17 protein-coding genes are annotated in these 17,640 nt (G+C 71.4%); 15 read left to right on the top strand and 2 right to left on the bottom strand.

Annotated elements, in window-relative coordinates; genetic code table 11:
- The first annotated feature begins 4 nt into the window (after positions 1–4).
- The 3 genes from ACQXVK_RS01965 to ACQXVK_RS01955 all read left to right on the top strand — a co-directional run bounded on the left by ACQXVK_RS01965 (position 5) and on the right by ACQXVK_RS01955 (position 1,450).
- A complete protein-coding gene (locus ACQXVK_RS01965; RefSeq protein ID WP_402264725.1) occupies positions 5–208 on the top strand; it encodes a hypothetical protein in 204 nt (67 codons plus the stop codon).
- On the top strand, positions 205–585 hold the full coding sequence (locus ACQXVK_RS01960) for a type II toxin-antitoxin system death-on-curing family toxin (protein WP_022907041.1): 381 nt from the start codon (positions 205–207) through the stop codon (positions 583–585). Before ACQXVK_RS01965 ends, ACQXVK_RS01960 begins: the two co-directional genes overlap by 4 nt.
- A gap of 67 nt (positions 586–652) precedes the next feature.
- Complete coding sequence (locus ACQXVK_RS01955; protein ID WP_430852496.1) at positions 653–1,450, top strand: sugar phosphate isomerase/epimerase family protein; 798 nt, start codon at positions 653–655, stop codon at positions 1,448–1,450.
- A 97-nt stretch (positions 1,451–1,547) separates the two neighbouring features.
- Here ACQXVK_RS01955 and uxaC read toward each other — a convergent pair whose 3' ends face one another.
- Positions 1,548–2,987 carry a glucuronate isomerase gene (uxaC, locus tag ACQXVK_RS01950; protein ID WP_430852495.1) on the bottom strand — a complete coding sequence of 480 codons (1,440 nt, stop codon included), beginning with the start codon at positions 2,985–2,987 and terminating at the stop codon, positions 1,548–1,550.
- Positions 2,988–2,998: 11 nt separating this feature from the next.
- Positions 2,999–4,036, bottom strand: a complete 1,038-nt coding sequence (locus tag ACQXVK_RS01945; protein ID WP_402265690.1) for a LacI family DNA-binding transcriptional regulator — start codon at positions 4,034–4,036, stop codon at positions 2,999–3,001.
- A 254-nt stretch (positions 4,037–4,290) separates the two neighbouring features.
- Between ACQXVK_RS01945 and ACQXVK_RS01940 the strand changes: the two genes are divergently transcribed.
- The 12 genes from ACQXVK_RS01940 (at position 4,291) to pth (ending at position 17,606) form a co-directional block, all read left to right on the top strand.
- Positions 4,291–5,649, top strand: a complete 1,359-nt coding sequence (locus ACQXVK_RS01940; protein WP_430852494.1) for an ABC transporter substrate-binding protein — start codon at positions 4,291–4,293, stop codon at positions 5,647–5,649.
- Positions 5,649–6,677 (top strand): carbohydrate ABC transporter permease, encoded by a 1,029-nt coding sequence (locus ACQXVK_RS01935; protein WP_430852493.1) that lies wholly within the window; start codon positions 5,649–5,651, stop codon positions 6,675–6,677. Before ACQXVK_RS01940 ends, ACQXVK_RS01935 begins: the two co-directional genes overlap by 1 nt.
- Positions 6,674–7,624 (top strand): carbohydrate ABC transporter permease, encoded by a 951-nt coding sequence (locus tag ACQXVK_RS01930; RefSeq protein WP_416394261.1) that lies wholly within the window; start codon positions 6,674–6,676, stop codon positions 7,622–7,624. The genes ACQXVK_RS01935 and ACQXVK_RS01930 overlap by 4 nt, the downstream gene beginning before the upstream one ends.
- A gap of 93 nt (positions 7,625–7,717) precedes the next feature.
- Positions 7,718–8,554: a sugar phosphate isomerase/epimerase family protein gene (locus tag ACQXVK_RS01925; RefSeq protein WP_416394260.1), complete on the top strand. Its 837-nt coding sequence runs from the start codon at positions 7,718–7,720 to the stop codon at positions 8,552–8,554.
- Positions 8,551–9,747, top strand: coding sequence for a Gfo/Idh/MocA family oxidoreductase (locus ACQXVK_RS01920; RefSeq protein WP_430852492.1), 1,197 nt, complete (start codon positions 8,551–8,553; stop codon positions 9,745–9,747). Before ACQXVK_RS01925 ends, ACQXVK_RS01920 begins: the two co-directional genes overlap by 4 nt.
- Entirely contained in the window at positions 9,744–10,631 is an 888-nt protein-coding gene (locus ACQXVK_RS01915; protein WP_430852491.1) for a sugar phosphate isomerase/epimerase family protein, read from the top strand. The genes ACQXVK_RS01920 and ACQXVK_RS01915 overlap by 4 nt, the downstream gene beginning before the upstream one ends.
- Positions 10,628–11,926 (top strand): mannitol dehydrogenase family protein, encoded by a 1,299-nt coding sequence (locus ACQXVK_RS01910; protein ID WP_430852490.1) that lies wholly within the window; start codon positions 10,628–10,630, stop codon positions 11,924–11,926. The genes ACQXVK_RS01915 and ACQXVK_RS01910 overlap by 4 nt, the downstream gene beginning before the upstream one ends.
- On the top strand, positions 11,923–13,275 hold the full coding sequence (manD, locus tag ACQXVK_RS01905) for a D-mannonate dehydratase ManD (RefSeq protein WP_430852489.1): 1,353 nt from the start codon (positions 11,923–11,925) through the stop codon (positions 13,273–13,275). Before ACQXVK_RS01910 ends, manD begins: the two co-directional genes overlap by 4 nt.
- Before the next feature lie 17 nt (positions 13,276–13,292).
- On the top strand, positions 13,293–14,222 hold the full coding sequence (locus tag ACQXVK_RS01900) for a hypothetical protein (protein ID WP_430852488.1): 930 nt from the start codon (positions 13,293–13,295) through the stop codon (positions 14,220–14,222).
- A gap of 409 nt (positions 14,223–14,631) precedes the next feature.
- The gene (locus ACQXVK_RS01895; protein WP_430852487.1) at positions 14,632–16,080 is read left to right on the top strand and encodes an RbtT/DalT/CsbX family MFS transporter; all 1,449 of its coding nucleotides are present in this window, start codon (positions 14,632–14,634) and stop codon (positions 16,078–16,080) included.
- Positions 16,081–16,359: 279 nt separating this feature from the next.
- Entirely contained in the window at positions 16,360–16,992 is a 633-nt protein-coding gene (locus ACQXVK_RS01890; protein WP_416394247.1) for a 50S ribosomal protein L25/general stress protein Ctc, read from the top strand.
- Between the two features lie 29 nt (positions 16,993–17,021).
- Positions 17,022–17,606, top strand: coding sequence for an aminoacyl-tRNA hydrolase (pth, locus tag ACQXVK_RS01885; protein WP_402264684.1), 585 nt, complete (start codon positions 17,022–17,024; stop codon positions 17,604–17,606).
- Positions 17,607–17,640 lie beyond the last annotated feature (34 nt).

The following is a 17,640-nucleotide window of genomic DNA, read 5'->3' as shown; positions in this document are numbered from 1 at the left end:
CTGCATGGCCATGACGCTCCGACTCGACGACGACGAAGCCAGCGCGCTGCGGAAGCGCGCTGATCTCGAAGCGCGCTCGATGCAGGAGATCGCCCGGGCCGCGATCCGTGAGTACATCGAGCACCACAGCCGGAGCGACCTGATCGACAGCATCCTCGACCGCGAACTCCCGCGGTACGCCGAGGCGCTCGACCGGCTCGGCAGGTGATCCACCTCACGACCGACGAAGCGCTGCACATCGCTCGTCGGACGCTCGGCGACGGGTTCCTCCTCCGCGACGTCGGGCTGCTCGAAGCTGCCGTCGCACGCCCGGCGACCTCGGTCGGCGGCACTGACGCCTACCCGACCATCGTGGAGAAGGCTGCGGCGCTCGTGCACTCGGCGGTGCGGAACCACGCCCTCGTCGACGGCAACAAGCGCGTCGGACTCATGCTCCTCGTCGTCTTCCTCGGCATGAACGGACGACGGCTGACCGCGACGAACGACCAGGCCTACGACTTCATCATCGCCGTCGCAGAAGGGCGCCTCGACGCAGTGCCCGAGATCGCTCGAGTCCTCTCCGAGCTCGTCGAGTCCGCCGACTGACGGCGGACACCGCGGCAACGGACGGCAACGGCTGCGGGACCGCGGCACCCCGGGTTGCATGGACCCCATGTCCTTCACCGGGTTCGGCGTCGTCGCCGGAGCAGCACTGACCGAGGCCGTCCGTCGCGCGGGCGCCGACCACGTGGAGCCGACGATCGCGGGCAACCTGGCGGTGCCGTCGGACGACGTGTCCGGCTGGACGCGCAACGAGGTCTACGCCGGAGGCCGGTTCGGCTCGTTCGCGATCCTCGTCCCCGGTGACCTCCGGCTGCTGACCGCCGACCCCGACGCGGTGCGCGCGTACTTCGCGGCCGTCCTCCCCATCGTCCGCTCCGTCGCCGAACCGGGCGCGAAGATCGTGTTCGGTTCAGGGACCGCCCGCACGGCGCCCGGCGGCATGTCCGGCGCCGAGGCCCTCCGCCGGTTCGCCGAGGTGCTCCGCACGGCCCGGGACACCGCTGCCGCGTCCGACCTGCGCATCGTCCTGGAACCGCTGAGCCGTTCGGAGACGAACGTCCTGCACTCCGTCGCCGAGACCGTCCGGTTCCTCGACGAGGCCGGCGTCGACGGGGTGGACGTCGTCGCCGACCTCTTCCACATCCGGAACGAGGGCGAGTCGCTCGATGTCCTCCGCGAGCTCGGCACCCGCATCGGCCACGTGCACGTCAGCGACCGTGACCGTCGCCCGCTCGGGGCCGACGGCGGCGACGACGTGTGGCGCGACTTCCTCGCCGCCGTGCACGACGGCGGCTACCGCGGGTCGGTCTCGCTGGAGTGCAACTGGTCCGGTGACCCGACCGCGGCCGAGGCCGAGATCCGTCGTTCCCTCGACCTGCTCCGACGATCGGGTGCCGAACTCGTGTGACGCTGAGCCGCTCCGTGCGAGGTTCCGTGCTGTGTTCGACGCCGCGAGCGTCGCACCGAGCGGGGAGCCTCGTGCATCGCGGCCCGGAGCCGCCGTCTCAGAGCTTGAACGTCGCCTTCGGGATGTCCGACACGATCCGACGTGCCGTCCGCACCGCGTCCTCCTCCGACAGCTGGTGCGTCACCACGAGCGACGCCAGGTAGGCCGCGTCCGCCCGTCGGGCCATGTCGTGCCGCGCGGGGATCGAGCAGTAGGCACGGGTGTCGTCGATGAACCCCGAGGTCTTCGTGAACGACGCCGAGTCGGTGATCGCCGCCCGGTAGCGGCCGATCGCTGCGGGGGTGTCGATGAACCACCAGGGAGCGCCCGCGTAGACGGCGGGGTAGAAGCCGGCGAGGGGCCCGATCTCGCGCGAGAAGACGGTCTCGTCGACGGTGAACAGCACGAGGTGGAACCCCGGCGCCGTGCCGAAGGACTCGAGCAGGGGACGCAGGGGCTCGGTGAACGAGCCGACGGCGGGCAGGTCGTGCCCGGTGTCGGGTCCGAAGCGCTCGAGCGTGGGCGCGTGGTGGTTCCGCAGCACTCCGGGGTGGAGCTGCATGACGAGACCGTCCTCGACGCTCATCTCGGCCCAGCGGTAGAGCATGTCGTGCCGGTACGCGACGGCCTCCGACGGGGTCACCCCGGACGGACCCTGCATCGCGGCCGCGTGGATCCGCGAGCGCTCCGAGGCTGACAGCGGCGTCGACCCGGCGTCGAGGACCCCGGTGTCGGTGGCGGTGGCACCGTGCTGGACGAAGTACTGGCGACGTGCGCGCAGTGCCGCCAGCAGCCCGTCGTGGGTCCCCGTGTCGATGCCGGCGGCCTCGCCGATCGACGCGACCACGTGCCTCCAGTCCGACCGCGACGGGTCGAAGACGGCGTCCGCGCGGAACGTGGGGACCACCCGGCCGGTGAACGTGGGATCGGCGGCGAGCCGCGCGTGCGCGGCGAGGTCGGCCGTCGGGTCGTCGGTGGTCGCCAGCACCTCGATGCCGAAGGCGTCGAACAGGGCGCGGGGACGGAACGCGGGCGTGGTGAGCAGCTCGGCGATGTGGTCGTACTGGGCGTCCGCGTTCGCGGCCGACGGCTGCTCCGTCAGGCCGAAGACGTCGTGCAGCTCCGTCTCGAACCAGTAGCGGACCGGGGTGCCGAGGAAGTCGTCCCAGTGCTCGGCCAGGTTCCGCCAGACGGCGCGACCGGTAGGCACGGCACCGGTTCCCGACAGGTCGACGCGACCCAGCGCCTCCAGTCCGACACCGTTCGCGTGCAGGAGCCGCAGGACGTAGTGGTCCGGGGTGATGAGCAGCGACGCGGGGTCCTGGAACGGTTGGTCGTCCGCGATGAGCGTGGCGTCGACGTGTCCGTGCGGCGAGATGATCGGCGCGTCCTTGACGGCGTCGTAGACCGTGCGGGCGACCGCTCGCGCTCCCGGTTCTGCGGCGAAGAGCCGGTCCGGGTGCGGGGCGAGCGGTGTGGCGGTGGTGGTCTGGGTCATCGTCGACTCCTTCAGGACGCGTGGGGGACGGGTGCGGGACCGGTGGACTCGCGGACGGTGAGGTGGGTCGGGAGCGCGACCGCACCGCTCATGTGCTCGCCGGGCAGTTCCTCGGCGGGGATCGCGCCGAGCCGTCCGAGCAGCATCCGGATCGCGACCCGGCCGGCGCGTTCGATCGGCGAGGTCATCGTGGTGAGCGGTGGGTTGCAGAAGTCGGCGCCGAAGATGTCGTCGCACCCGACGATGCTCATGTCCTCGGGCACGCGCACCCCGCGCTCCCGCAGGCGGGCGAGCATGCCGATGGCGATGAGGTCGTTGAAGGCGATGCAGGCGGTGGCCCCGGCGTGCACGGCGGCGTCGGCGGCCGCTGCACCCGAGTCGACGAACGGCGCGTGCGGTCCGACGCGGGCGACCCGCACACCGAGGCGCTTCGCGACCCGGACGAGGGCGCGCCACCGCCGTTCGTTCGACCACGAGCTGTCCGGACCGGCGACGTACAGGACGTCCCGGTGCCCGAGCGAGACGAGGTGCTGCACGGCCTGCTCGACCCCGCCGGGGGTGTCGATGAGCACCGACGGGACCCCGGCCGGCCGACGGTTCACGACGACGAGCGGCGTGCGCTCGGCGAACCGGGCGATCTGCGCGTCGGTCAACCGGGACGCGGTGAGCACGGCGCCGTCGGCCTTGCCCGCGATCGCGCTGAGGGCGGCCATCTCGGCGTCGGCGGACTCCTCGGTGTCGACGAGCAGCTGGGTCCACCCCGCGCCGGCGAGCTGGTGCTGCGTGCCGCGGATGACGTCGAAGTAGAAGGGGTTCGTGATGTCCGACACGAGCACGGCCACCGCACGGGTGCGACCGGAGGTCAGGGCGCGGGCCTGCGAGTTCGGCACGTAGCCGAGCTCCCGCGCCACGCGCTGGATCCGCTGCTGCGTCGCCTGGTTCACGCGGTCCGGCAGGGAGAGGGCACGCGAGACGGTGGAGGGGGCGACGCCGGTCGCGTCGGCGATGTCGCGGATGGTCACCCGCCGAGCGGTGTCGGCCTCGCGCACGGTCTCCCGCCGGGCGGCGTCGGCCTCGCGCACGGTCACCCGCCGGGCGGTGTCGGTGTCGGTCACGGTTCCTCCGTCGTCCGGGCCGGGGCGTGGGTGCACCGGTGCGGTCTGCCGGTGCCTCGATGCGCCGGTGCAGCGACCGTAAACCGGTCTGGCAACAAGTGGCAACCGATTGCCGCATGTTGCCAGTGGCGCGACAGTGGTGCCACCGGGCAGTGCCGCCCGGAGGAGGTCTCGAGGAGGAAACCCCCGTGAACACGCGAAGACTCCATGTCCGCACCGTCATCGGTGCCGCGGCCGTGGTCGCCCTCGCCGCACTGTCCCTCCAGGGATGCGCGGTGGTCAACGGCAGCGGCGACGACCCCAACACCCTCCGCGTCATGATGGGCGCGGACACCACGTACCCCAAGGAACGCAAGCAGTGGCAGCAGGACGTCGCCGCCGAGTTCCAGCGGACCACCGGCGCGAAGGTGCAGTGGGAGACGTACTCCTCCGCGCAGGAGGAGCTGACCGCCATCCAGACCAGCGTCATCTCCGGGCAGGGCCCCGACGTGTACGCGATCGGCAGCACGTTCACCCCGACCGCGTACGCCACCGGCGCCTTCGTCGAGATGGGGTCGAAGGAGTGGAAGGCCGTCGGGGGCAAGGACCAGTTCGACCCCGCGTCCTTCGGCATCTCCGGACCGAGCACCTCGAAGCAGATCGGTATCCCGTTCGCCAGCCGGCCGTTCGTGATGGCCGTGAACAAGGACCTGCTCGCGAAGGCCGGCATCACCCGGATGCCGACGACGTGGGACGAGCTCACCGCCGACGCGAAGGCCACCACCAGCGGTGACGTGCACGGCATGGCGATCGCCTACGCCGACGGCTTCGACCCGTGGAAGTTCATCTGGGGCATGGCGCAGAACGCCGGCAACACCATCGTGTCGGGGAACGGCAAGGCCGAGATCGACACGAAGGCCGTGCAGAACGCCTACCGCACCTACTTCGACTGGGTCACGAAGGACGGCGTGGTCGACAAGGCCGCGATCGGGTGGAACAACGCCCAGGCCCTCGCGCAGTTCACCGAGGGCAAGGCCGCCTTCTTCCCGATGACGACGACCACGGCGATCAACTCGTTCACGAACACCCCCGTCGACGGCAAGTACGAGTTCGCCCTGCTGCCGACGGTGCCCCCGGGAGCGACGTCGCGGCCGAGTGACGGGATCGAGGCCGCGAGCATCCTCTCCGGCGACAACTGGGTCGTCGCGGACTACGGCACGAAGCAGGACCTGTCGTTCGACTTCATCAAGCAGCTCAGCACGCCGAAGGCGCAATTGGAGTACTACCGGCTCTTCGGCAACCTGCCCACGAACGCCGACGCCGCGGCCCAGCTGGCGGCCGACAACCCGCAACTCGCCCCGATCATCGAGGCCGGGAAGCTCTCGAAGCCCACCGCCTTCACCGGCGCCTGGTCCGACATCCAGCTGTCGCTCGTCGACGTCGTCGTGCAGTCCATCCCGCAGCTCAAGAGCGGCTCGGTCTCCGACGACCAGCTCCGGAAGCGTCTGCAGGACGCGCAGCAGGACGCCCAGTCCACGCTGAACCGCCAGAAGAACGGAGGCCTGTGATGACCGCCACGCAGACCCGGCCCGACGCCAAGCGTTCGCGGCCCCACGAGGTCCGCCCCGTCGGCAAGACGCCGTTGTACAAGCGGGAGCGTCCGCTCTGGATGCTCCTGCCCGGCGGCGTCCTCATGCTCGCCGTCATCGTGGTCCCGCTCCTGGTGGGCGTCTTCATCGCGATGCTCGACCTCGACCAGTACACGCTCCGTCAGTGGTTCAGCGCCCCGTTCATCGGGTTCCAGAACTTCGCCGAGGCGTTAACGGACTCGCCCCTGCTCCACTCGATCTGGATCTCGGTGTCCATCTCGGTGCTCGTCACCGCGGTCACGGTGCCGATCGGCGTCGCCGCGGCGATCTCCACGCAGAACCGGTTCCCGGGTCGCGGACTCGTCCGGTCGATCTACCTCGTCCCCTACGTGCTCCCCGCCTTCGTCGTCGGCACGTTCTTCCGCACGATGCTGCAGCCGCAGGGCGTGGTCAACTCGATCCTGCACACCGACGTGCTCTGGCTGAACGGCTCGGCGTCGTACTGGGCGCTGGCCGGCGTCATGATCTGGACGAGCTGGCCGTTCGTCTACCTGCTCTCGCTCGCCGGACTGCAGGCGGTCGACAACGAGGTGCACGAGGCCGCCGCCCTCGACGGGGTGACCTGGTGGGCGAAGCTCCGCTACATCATCTTCCCGTACCTGCGCGGACCGCTCTCGCTCGCGATCATCATCTCGATCCTGCACAACATCAACAACTTCACCCTGCCGTTCGTGCTCTTCGGGATCCCGCTGCCGTCGAGCGTCGAGGTGATGCCCGTCCTCACGTACATCGCCAGCTTCCAGTCGTTCCGCTTCGGGCTCTCCGCCGCGATGGCGATCTGCTCGCTCGTGATCGTCGCGATCCCGCTCTTCGTCTACCTGCGGGCCGTGAAGCTCGACACCGGCGACGACGCCGGACCCGACCGCCGGCAGCGCCGGGCTGACCGGGCGACCCTCGCCGCGGCGACCCCGGCCGCCGCCGCAGACATCGACGGAGCCCGAGCATGAGCGCCTTCACCACCACCCGCACCCGCCCCACCGCGACGCTCACCGAGAGCATCACCGCCGGGGACCGTGGCCGCCGGCACAAGCGTCCGTACGACACCGACGTCACCCGACTGCTGCCCCGGTGGCTGCTCGTGACCGTGATCGCGATCATCATCGCGTTCATCGCCGTCCCCGTGCTCTACATCCTGTTCGGCTCGGTCAACTCCGACGTCGCGGTCGCTCGCGGCGAGTACTTCCCCTCGGAGTTCACCCTGTCGAACTACGTCGAGATCTGGTCGACCGTCGCGCTCGGGCAGGGCCTCGTCAACTCGATGCTCACGGCCGGGGCCGTCGCCGTGGCGAGTGCGGCGCTCGCCGTGTCCACCGCGTACGTCCTCGTCCGGTTCCGGTTCCTCGGGCGGTTGACGATCCTCCGTGGACTGCTCGCGCTGCAGTCGATCCCGGGCACGCTCCTGCTGCTCCCCGTCTTCGTGGTGTTCTCGAACATCGCGAGCGCCACGGGCGTGCAGATCATCGGCACCCGCTGGGGCCTGTTCGTCACCTACCTGACGTTCGCCCTGCCGTTCTCGACCTGGGTGATGGTCACCTACCTGCGTGGCCTGCCGAAGGAGCTCGAGGAAGCGGCCCGCATCGACGGTGCCTCGAGCACGAAGATCCTCACCAAGATCGTCCTGCCGCTCTCGTGGCCCGGCATCGTCGTGTCGGCGATCTTCGCCTTCCTGCTCGGCTGGAACGACGTCCTGTTCTCGACGATCATGACGACCCCGAACACGCGGACGGTGGCGGTCGTCCTGCAGGTCCTCGGCACCACGCAGGAGGGCGGCGCCGTCCCGATCTACGGCCAGATGATGGCCGCGTCGATCGTCTGCGCCGTGCCGGTCGTCGCGCTCTACCTCATCTTCCAGCGCTACCTCGTCGGCGGTCTCACCGCCGGTTCCGTCAAGTAGCGCTGTGGAGTCTTCCGACTTGTCCACAGACTGCCTGGAGGCGCGGTGCCAGCCCGCCCCGCGCCTCCAGACTGCCTCCATGAAGGGAATGCAATGACCCAGCCCAGTTGGGAGCTCTCCGGTTTCGGCGACGAGATCGACGCCGACCCGGCGATCCAGGTCGCGGTGCTGCAGGCGCTCGGCGCCAGCGCCATCGAGGTCCGCAGCGCCTGGGGGGTGAACGTCGTCGACCTCGACGAGGACCAGCTCGCCGGCCTCCACCGCCTGTTCGAGGAACGCGGGCAGACCGTGTCCGCCATCGCCTCGCCGATCGGCAAGGTGTCGGTCGACGAGCCCGTCGAGCACGAGGTCGGACGACTCGGTCGCGCCATCGCTGCGGCGCACGCTCTCGGCACGACGAACATCCGGATCTTCTCCTTCTACTTCGCGGGCCGGCAGCCCGAGGACGTCCGTGACGACGTCCTCGTCCGGATGCGGGCGCTCGCCGACCTCGCCGAGCGCGAAGGGGTCACCCTGCTGCACGAGAACGAGAAGGACATCTACGGCGACGTCCCCTCGCGGGTGCTCGACATCGTCGAGAGCGTCGGCTCGCCCGCGCTCCGGCTCGCCTGGGACAACGCGAACTACGTCCAGTGCGGCGTCAAGCCGTTCACCGACGGATGGGCGCAGCTCGCGCCGTACGTCGACTACCTGCAGGTCAAGGACGCCCTGGCCGCCGACTCGTCGGTCGTCCCCGCGGGCGAGGGCGACGGCGAACTGCTGCAGACCCTCACCGCGCTGCGCGACGCCGGGTACTCCGGCTACGCCTCGCTCGAGCCGCACCTCAGCGACTTCACCCACCTCGGTGGGTTCTCCGGCCCCGCGGCCTTCGGTCGCGCCGGTCGCGCCCTCCGGAAGCTCACCGACCAGATCGGAGTCACCCTGCGATGACCGAAGCAACCCCGCTCAAGCTGGCCGTCGTCGGCGCCGGCGTCATCGGACGCCACCACGCGAAGGTCGCCGTCCACCACCCCGACCTCGAGGTCGTCGCCCTGGTCGACGCGATCCCCGCCGCCGCCACGAGCGCCGCCGACGAGATCGAGGCGATGGGCGTGACGCGCCCCGTCACCACCGCGACCATCGAGGAGGCGATCGCGCAGACCGACATCGACGTCGTCGCGATCTGCTCGCCGTCCGGCATGCACGTGCAGCTCGCCGAGGCCGCCCTCGCAGCCGGCAAGCACGTCGTCATCGAGAAGCCCCTCGACACCACGATGCCCCGCGCCCGGCAGATCGCCGCGCTCGCCGCCTCGGCCCGCGACCGCGGGCTCGTCACGAGCGTCATCAGCCAGCACCGGTTCGACCCGGCGTCGGCAGCCGTGGCCCGGGCCGCGCACGACGGCGGGTTCGGCACGGTGACCTCGGGCCTCGCGAGCGTCGCCTGGTACCGGTCGCAGGGCTACTACGACTCCGGCGACTGGCGCGGCACCTGGGCGCTCGACGGTGGCGGCGCGGTGATGAACCAGGGCGTGCACACCGTCGACCTGCTCGTCTGGGCACTCGGCCGTCCGGTCGAGATCTCGGCGCAGACCGGCCTGCTCGCGCACGACCGGATCGAGGTCGAGGACACCGCCGTCGCCACCGTCCGGTTCGCCGGCGGCGCGCTCGGCGTCATCCACTGCACGACGGCCGCCTACCCCGGGCTCTCCGCCCGGTACGCCGTCTACGGCACGCACGGGTCCGCCATCGTCGACGACGACCGGCTGGCCTACTTCCACATCGCGCCGGACACCGCGACGCTCGAGTCGGCCTCCACCACGGCGAACGCGTCCGCGGTCGAGGGCGCGGTCGACCAGAAGGACGAGGTCGTCCCGCCGGAGCACGTCGTCGGCGGCCCGGCCGAACCCGACCACTTCGCCGCGGGCCACGCACGGCAGTACACCGACATCGTCGCCGCGATCCGCGACGGCCGCGACCCCGGCGTCACGGTCGACGCCGCCCTCGTGTCCCTCGCCACCGTCCGCGGCCTCTACGTCAGTTCGACGCTCGGCGAGCCCGTCCGCATCGATGACGTGATCGAGGGCAAGTACGACGACGTCATCCCCGTCGTCGGCGCCCACGCAGCAGAAGGAGCCACCCGATGAAGTTCTCCGTGTTCACCGCCTCCACCCCCGACTGGACCCCGTCTGAGGCCGCGTCGACCCTGGCCGAACAGGGCTGGGACGGCATCGAGTGGCGCGTCGTCGACGACCGTCCCGCACCCGGTGCGACGGTGCCCGCCAGCCGCTCGTTCTGGGCCGGCAACAAGTCGACGTGGCAGTTCACCGGCATCGAGGACCAGGTCGGCGAGATCGCCCGGATCACCGACGCCGCCGGGCTCGAGTACTCCGGCATCGGCGGCTACCAGCAGGCGTCCGACCACGCCGGCGTCGACACGATGCTCCGGGTCACGAGCGAGCTCGGCGCCCGGCAGGTCCGGGTCACCATGCCGCACTACCGGCAGGAGCGCGAGCGCACCGGCGAGACCTACCCGCAGATCTTCGACCGCACCCGCGCGGACCTCGAGTGGGCCGTCTCCCGCGCGACCGAGCTCGGCGTGAAGGCACTCGTCGAGCTGCACCACATGACGATCACGCCGTCGGCGTCGGCCGCGCTCCGGCTCGTGGACGGCCTCGACCCGGCGCACGTCGGCGTCATCCACGACCTCGGCAACCTCGTCATCGAGGGGCAGGAGGACCACCTCGCGGCGTTCGAGCTGCTCGGCCCCTACCTCGCCCACGCCCACGTGAAGAACGCCCGGTGGGTCGACACCGGCGACACCCGCGCCGACGGGTCCGCGATCTGGCAGAACGAGTGGGCGCCCCTGCGCGCCGGCCAGGCGTCCGTCGCCGACTACCTCGACGCCCTGCGCCAGCACGGGTACGACGGCTGGGTCACGATCGAGGACTTCTCCACCGACCTCCCGCTCGAGGCCCGCACCGCCGACAACCTGGCGTACCTGCGGTCCCTCGTGCCGGTGTCGGCATGACCGATCGCCGACCCGGCATCGTTCACCTCGGGGTGGGTGCGTTCGCGCGCGCCCACCTCGCCTCGTACACGGCGCACGCGGACGGTGAGCCGTGGGGCATCACCGCCTTCACCGGACGGTCACCGGACACCGCCGACGCGCTGAACGCCCAGGGCTGCCGGTACACGCTCGTCACCCGGGCGGCCGACTGCGACGTCGCCGAGGTGGTCGACACGATCGTCGCCGCCCACCCGGGCAGCGACGACACGACCTGGAGGCACGTGGTCGCGTCCCCGGAGACGACCTTCGTGACGCTGACGGTCACCGAGCAGGGCTACCGATCCGGCTCCGACGTCCCCGCGCGGTTGGTCGCGGGGCTCGATGCCCGGCGCGCCGTCGGCGGCGGTCGGATCGCGCTGATGTCGCTCGACAACCTGACCCACAACGGCGACGTCCTCCGCGAGGCGGTGCTCGACGCCGTCGGGGACGAGGGCCTGCGTGCCTGGATCGAGTCGAACGTCGCGTTCCCCAGCTCGATGGTCGACCGGATCACCCCGGCTACGACCGACGCCGATCTGCGCGACCTCGCCGGGCTCCCCGGTGCGCTCGACGGTGACCGGGTGCCGGTGGTCACCGAGCCGTTCGCCGAGTGGGTGCTCGAGGACGCCTTCGACGGCATCGACCGTCCCGCCTGGGAGACCGCGGGCGTGCGGCTCGTCGACGACGTCACGCCGTACGAGCAGCGGAAGCTCTGGCTGCTGAACGGGTCCCACTCGCTGCTGGCGTACCTCGGCCTGCAGCTCGGCCACGAGACCGTGGCGTCCGCGATGGACGACCCGGTGTGCCGCGCCGCGGTCGACCAGCTGTGGGACGAGGCGGCTCGCGAACTGCCGCTCCCCGCCGACGAGGTCACCGCCGCACGCGATGCCCTGGTGGACCGGTTCCGGAACCCGCGCATCCGGCACACCCTGCGGCAGATCGTGTCCGGTGGGTCGCAGAAGCTGCCCGTCCGCGTCGTCGACGTGGTGCGCCACCGGCTCGAGCGCGACCCGTCCGACGGCATCGGCCCCGGAGCCGCCACGGCCCTCGCCGCGTGGTGGCTGCACTGCACCGACCAGCCCGAGTTCGTGGACGACGTCGGAGCCCCCGGGCCAGACTCGGACGTGCACGACGTGCTGCGCGTCATCGCCCCCGACCTCGACACCACTCCCGTGGTCGCCGCGATCACCGCGGCGGCCGACCGCATCCGGGCAGCCCGCGCCGCTGCCGGCACGACACCCGCCCGCACGGGCGCCGACGAAGGAGTCCCCGCATGACCGACACGACCACGAACCCCGCGGCCCCGGTGCCGGGCGCAGCGGACCCGGCAGCCGCGACCGACCCGACCGCCGGACGCCCGGACACGTGGGCGTCGGCCGACCGCGGTCAGCTGATCGACCGCGCCGAGGTCATCGTCACGAGCCCGAACCGCAACTTCGTCACGCTGAAGATCACCACGGTCGACGGGGTCACGGGCCTCGGCGACGCGACGCTGAACGGTCGCGAGCTCGCCGTCGCCACGTACCTGTCCGAGCACGTGGTCCCGCTGCTGGTCGGTCGTGACGCGAGCCGGATCGAGGACGCCTGGCAGTTCCTCTACCGCTCGTCGTACTGGCGCCGCGGCCCCGTCACGATGGCCGCGATCGCCGCCGTCGACATGGCGCTCTGGGACATCAAGGGCAAGGTCGCGGGGATGCCCGTCTACCAGCTGCTCGGCGGGGCCTCCCGCACCGGACTCATGGCGTACGGCCACGCGTCCGGCAAGGAGCTGCCGGAGCTGTTCGACTCCATCCGCGAGCACCAGTCCGAGGGCTACCGGTCGATCCGGGTGCAGACCGGCGTGCCCGGCCTCGAGTCGATCTACGGGATCGCGTCGAACAAGACGACCTCGGGGAACGAGGGCGTCCGCTACGACTTCGAGCCCGCGCAGCGCGGCGCCTTCCCCGCGATGGAGGACTGGGACACCCGGGCTTACCTGCGGCACGTGCCCACCGTGTTCGAGGCCGTCCGGAACGAGTTCGGACCCGAACTGCCGCTGCTGCACGACGGTCACCACCGGATGACCCCGCTGCAGGCGGCGAAGCTCGGAAAGTCGCTCGAACCGTACGACCTCTTCTGGCTCGAGGACTGCACCCCGGCCGAGAACCAGGAAGCCCTGAAGCTCGTCCGGCAGCACACCACGACGCCGCTCGCGATCGGCGAGGTCTTCAACACGATCTGGGACTTCAAGGACATCATCCGCGACCAGCTCATCGACTACGTCCGCGGTGCCGTGACGCACATGGGCGGCATCTCCCCGCTGAAGAAGACGATGGACTACGCGGCGCTGTACCAGATCAAGTCCGGGTTCCACGGGCCGACCGACATCTCGCCGGTGGGGCTCGCGGCGCAGATGCACCTCGGATTGGCGATCCACAACTTCGGCATCCAGGAGTACATGCAGCACGGCCCGAAGACGAACCAGGTGTTCCGGCAGACGTTCACCTTCACCGACGGCTACCTGCACCCGGGCGACGAGCCGGGCCTCGGGGTCTCGCTCGACGTCGACGAGGCCGGCAAGTACCCGTACGAGCAGGCGTACCTGCCCTTCAACCGCCTCGCCGACGGCACCGTCCACGACTGGTAGCGGGCAAGCTGGGCCGCATGGGGTTCGCGGAGGTGGCGAGGGAACTGCTCCTCGTCGCGCCCGCGGACTTCGTTGCCGAGCGCACGGCTCGTCAGCGCTCGGTCCGCAAGGAAGACCGTGCCCTCGCCACGGCCATCGGCGGGCTCCGGAAGCCCGCACCCGCCGCGTGGGTCATCGACCTGCTGGCGCACGAGGGTGCCCTCGGCGACGCGGTCGACCTCGGGCCCGCGATCCGCAAGGCCCAGGCGGATGCTGACCCGGCCGTGATCCGGCAGCTCCGGCGTCAGCGGGCGAGTGTCATCGACGCGCTCGCGCAGGCCGGTGCCGACCTCGCCTCGGACGCCGGCCACCCGGTGACCCGGGCCGTGCTCGACCAGGTGCGGACGACCATCGAGGCGGCGATGGCGGATCCGCACGCCGGTGCCGCCGTGCGCTCCGGGCTCCTCGTCCGTGCGCTCGAGAGTGCCGGCTTCGACGCGGTCGACCTCGACGGGGCGCTCGCGGATCCGGACGCCGTGCCTGACGCCTGGTCCGGCAGCGACGCACCACCCATCTCCATCACCAGCGCGAGGGGTGCCCGGAAGGGGAATCGTGCCTCCCGACCGACGGCGACGGCCTCGCGCGACGTACCGCACCCGAACGCAGCCCCCGAGCCCGAGCGCGACCCCGAACCGGAGCGCTACCTGGCGGCCGAGCGGAAGGCGGCACGCGAGGCGGAGACCGCGGCCCGCTCGGAGTCGCGCGACGCCGACGCCGCGCTCGACGCAGCAGCGGGCGACCTCGAACGCGCAGAGGAACATCGCTCGGAGCTGCGACGTGCCCTCGACCGGGCTGACGCCGAGGTCGCCCGGCTCGAAGCGGCGCGCGACGAGGCGGAGGCGGCGAGTGACCGGGCGCGGGACGTCCTCCACGCCGCCCAGGAGCACCGGCGCGGCCTCGGCCACTGAGCGGCCCGGCGCCACCTGCACGTTCCTTCCCATGGCGCGTGACGTGGAATGCAGGATCGGGCGTACCTGGTCGAAAGAATCGACCGGGTACGCCCGGAACGACCGCGTACGCCGCGATACCCCGCGTGCGGCCTCCCGGGCCACATCGTTACCCAACAGTTGTCGTTCTTGACGGGATGCGTTGGAGCGGTCTAATCTCGGGCACCATGCTTCGGGCCGGCGATGGTCCGCCGGGCACGACCCCCGCAGCAGCACCGGGCGGCCCGGGTACAGGACTCGCATCATCGCCGACGCACCACCCGCCCGCAGCCCCTGCGCGGACGGTCGGTGCGCGGCGCGCGGCGCACCCCGGAGACATGCCGCGATGCCGGGTCGAGCACTCCGGGGCGCCATCCAGGAGAGACGACGCATGTCGGAACCCCGCACCAACCGAACCAGCACCCTGACCCCGCCGAGCGGCACCCACGTCCCCGCCGACGGAACCGCGGCCGGAACCGCCGACCGAACCGCGGCCGGAACCGCCGCCGGAGCCGCGGCCGAACCCGCGACCGGACCCGCCGCCCCACCGCAACCGTCGACGGCACACGATGGGCTCCTCGCCCGCCTCGGCATCCCACACGCCCTGCGCTGGGGCTTCCTCGGCGTCCTCGTCTTCATGACGGGCGACGGCATCGAGTCGAACTTCATCGCACCGCACATCGCCGGCGTCCTCGGCAGCGGCGGCACCGACAGCGCCGCGATGATCATCGGCATCTACGGCGTCGCCGTCCTGGTGGCCTCGTACTTCGCCGGTGTGCTCTCCGACCTCTGGGGGCCCCGCCGGGTGATGACCATCGGCGCCGTCCTCTGGGTGGTGTTCCAGGTCGCGTTCCTCGCGGCGCTGCCCACAGCGTCGGTCGGGCTCATCGCGCTGACGTACTTCCTGCGCGGCCTCGGCTTCCCGCTCTTCGCGTTCTCGTTCCTGTGCTGGATCAACCACACCGTCGCCCGCGAGCGGAACGCCACCGCCGTCGGCTGGTTCTACGTGGTCTTCACCGGCGGGCTGCCGACGCTCGGCTCCGTCATCGCGATCGGCAGCATCCCGGCGTTCGGCGGCGGATCGCTCGGCGAGACGTGGTCGATGGCCCTGTCGCTCGTGTTCGTCGTCGTCGGGTGGGCGATCGTCCGCTTCGGCGTGCACGAGTCCACCGGGCTCGGCCGGATCGCACCGCGCTCGCACTCCGCCGCCCGGGTGATCGCCTCCGGCATCGAGGTCTGCATCAAGCGGCCGAAGGTCCTGCTGGCGGTGCTCATCCGGCTCGTGAACACCGCGCCGGAGTTCGGCATGTTCGTGATCATGCCCGCGATCATCGGCACCGAGCTCGGCTGGGGGCAGTCGAAGTGGCTCACGATGACGGTGATCGTCTACGCCGGCAACATCCTGTTCAACGCGTTCTTCGGCGCCCTCGGTGACCGCATCGGGTGGATCCGCACGGTCAAGTGGTTCGGCATCGGCGCCTCGGCGATCGGGCTGCTCGCCTGGTGGTACGTGCCGCACCTCGTGCCGGCCGGCTCCGAGTGGGGCTTCTGGCTCGCGACCGCGGCCGGCACCGTGTTCGGCATCATGCTCGCCGGGTTCACCCCGATGGGCGCGATCGTCCCCGCCTTCGCCGGCGAGGAGCGTCGCGGCGCGGCCATGGCGATGTACGCCACCGCGGCCGGCGGTGCGACCTTCCTCGGGAACGCCGTCGTCAGCGCGGTGCTGCCGTGGGGCGGCCCCGGCGGCGTCGTCTGGACGTTCGTCGCGCTCTACGTCCTCGCGTTCGTGGTGCTCTCCCTCCTCAAGGTGCCGGAGGGCGCCGAGGCGGCCGGTCACTGACGGCACCCCCTGCGGGACGGGAGGCGCGGTGCGGGCCCGCACCGCGCCTCCCGTCCTCCTGTGCCGACGTCCAGGACGCGGTGCGACACGCCCGGATCGGTCCTGCTAGACTCGGTGACTGACTTCGGCGAGGGCCGCGTACGCGCGGCCGTGATCGACGCGGTGGGAGACCCGGCCCAGCTTGGGAGCGTTCCTCACGCGTGCACGCGTTCGAGTTGCAACACCACAGACCCCCACGATGCCGGCACCCCGGTGTCGTCCCCGAGACCAGGAGACACCATGGCCGACTACACCAAGCTCGCAGCGGAAGTCCGCACCAAGTTCGGCAAGGGCGCTGCCCGCAAGCTCCGCGCCGCCGACAAGATCCCGGCCGTCGTCTACGGCCACGGCACCGAGCCGAAGCACATCACGCTGCCTGGTCACGAGACCATGCTGCTCGTCCGCACGGCGAACGCGGTCGTCGACCTCGACATCGAGGGTGCGGCCCAGCTCGCCCTCGTCAAGGACGTCCAGCGTGACCCGGTGCGTCAGATCATCGAGCACATCGACCTCGTGGTCCTCCGCCGCGGCGAGAAGGTCACGGTCGACGTGCCCGTCGTCGTCGAGGGCGAGTCCTTCTCCGGCACCATCCACGTGCAGGACCTCAACACGGTCTCGCTGCTCGTGCTCGCCACCTCCATCCCCGAGCACGTCGTGGTCGACGTCGAGGGCCTCGAGGACGGCGCGCAGATCCACGCCTCCGAGCTGCAGCTCCCCGAGGGCGCCGAGCTCGAGACCGACGGCGAGGCGCTGGTCGTCGCGATCGTCACCCCGCGTGGCACCGCCGACGACGACGCCGCCGACGAGGCCGCTGCCGAGGCGGGCGCCGAGGCCGGTGCCGAGGGCGGCTCCGCCCCGGTCGACGGCGAGTAACACCCTTCGCGGACATCTGGCCGACGCTGATGACAGGCAGGACGCTCGTCGTGGTCGGGCTCGGGAACCCCGGGCCCGGCTACGCGGGCAACCGTCACAACGTCGGTCAGATGGTCCTCGACGAACTCGCCGCCCGCATGGGAGCGACGTTCAAGAAGCACAAGACCCCGAACCAGGTCGCCGAAGGGCGCCTGGTCCCGGGCGGACCCCGCCTGGTGCTGGCCAAGCCGGGGTCGTTCATGAACACCTCCGGTGGCCCGGTCTCGAGCGTGCTCGGGTTCTACAGCGCCACCCCGGCCGACCTCGTCGTCGTGCACGACGAGCTGGACCTGCCGTTCGACACCGTCCGCCTCAAGGGCAGCGGCGGGCACGGCGGGCACAACGGCCTGCGCGACATCATCAAGGCCACGGGGACCAACGAGTTCACCCGCGTGCGGATCGGCATCGGCCGTCCCCCGGGGCGCCAGGACCCGGCCGACTACGTGCTGCGCGACTTCTCGCCGACCGAGAAGAAGACGCTGCCGAACCTGCTGGCCGACGGTGCGGACGCAGTCGAGGCGATCGCCGACCTCGGGCTCCTCGCCGCGCAGCAGCGCGTGCACGCCCCGTCCTGACCGGCGCCTCCGGGCGTCCGCCGCTCGCCGTCCG

This window comes from Curtobacterium sp. AB451, from assembly GCF_050585845.1.
Taxonomy (GTDB): domain Bacteria; phylum Actinomycetota; class Actinomycetes; order Actinomycetales; family Microbacteriaceae; genus Curtobacterium.
The sequence above is the reverse complement of the archived record's forward strand: the minus strand, read 5'-3'. Positions and strand labels throughout refer to the sequence as shown.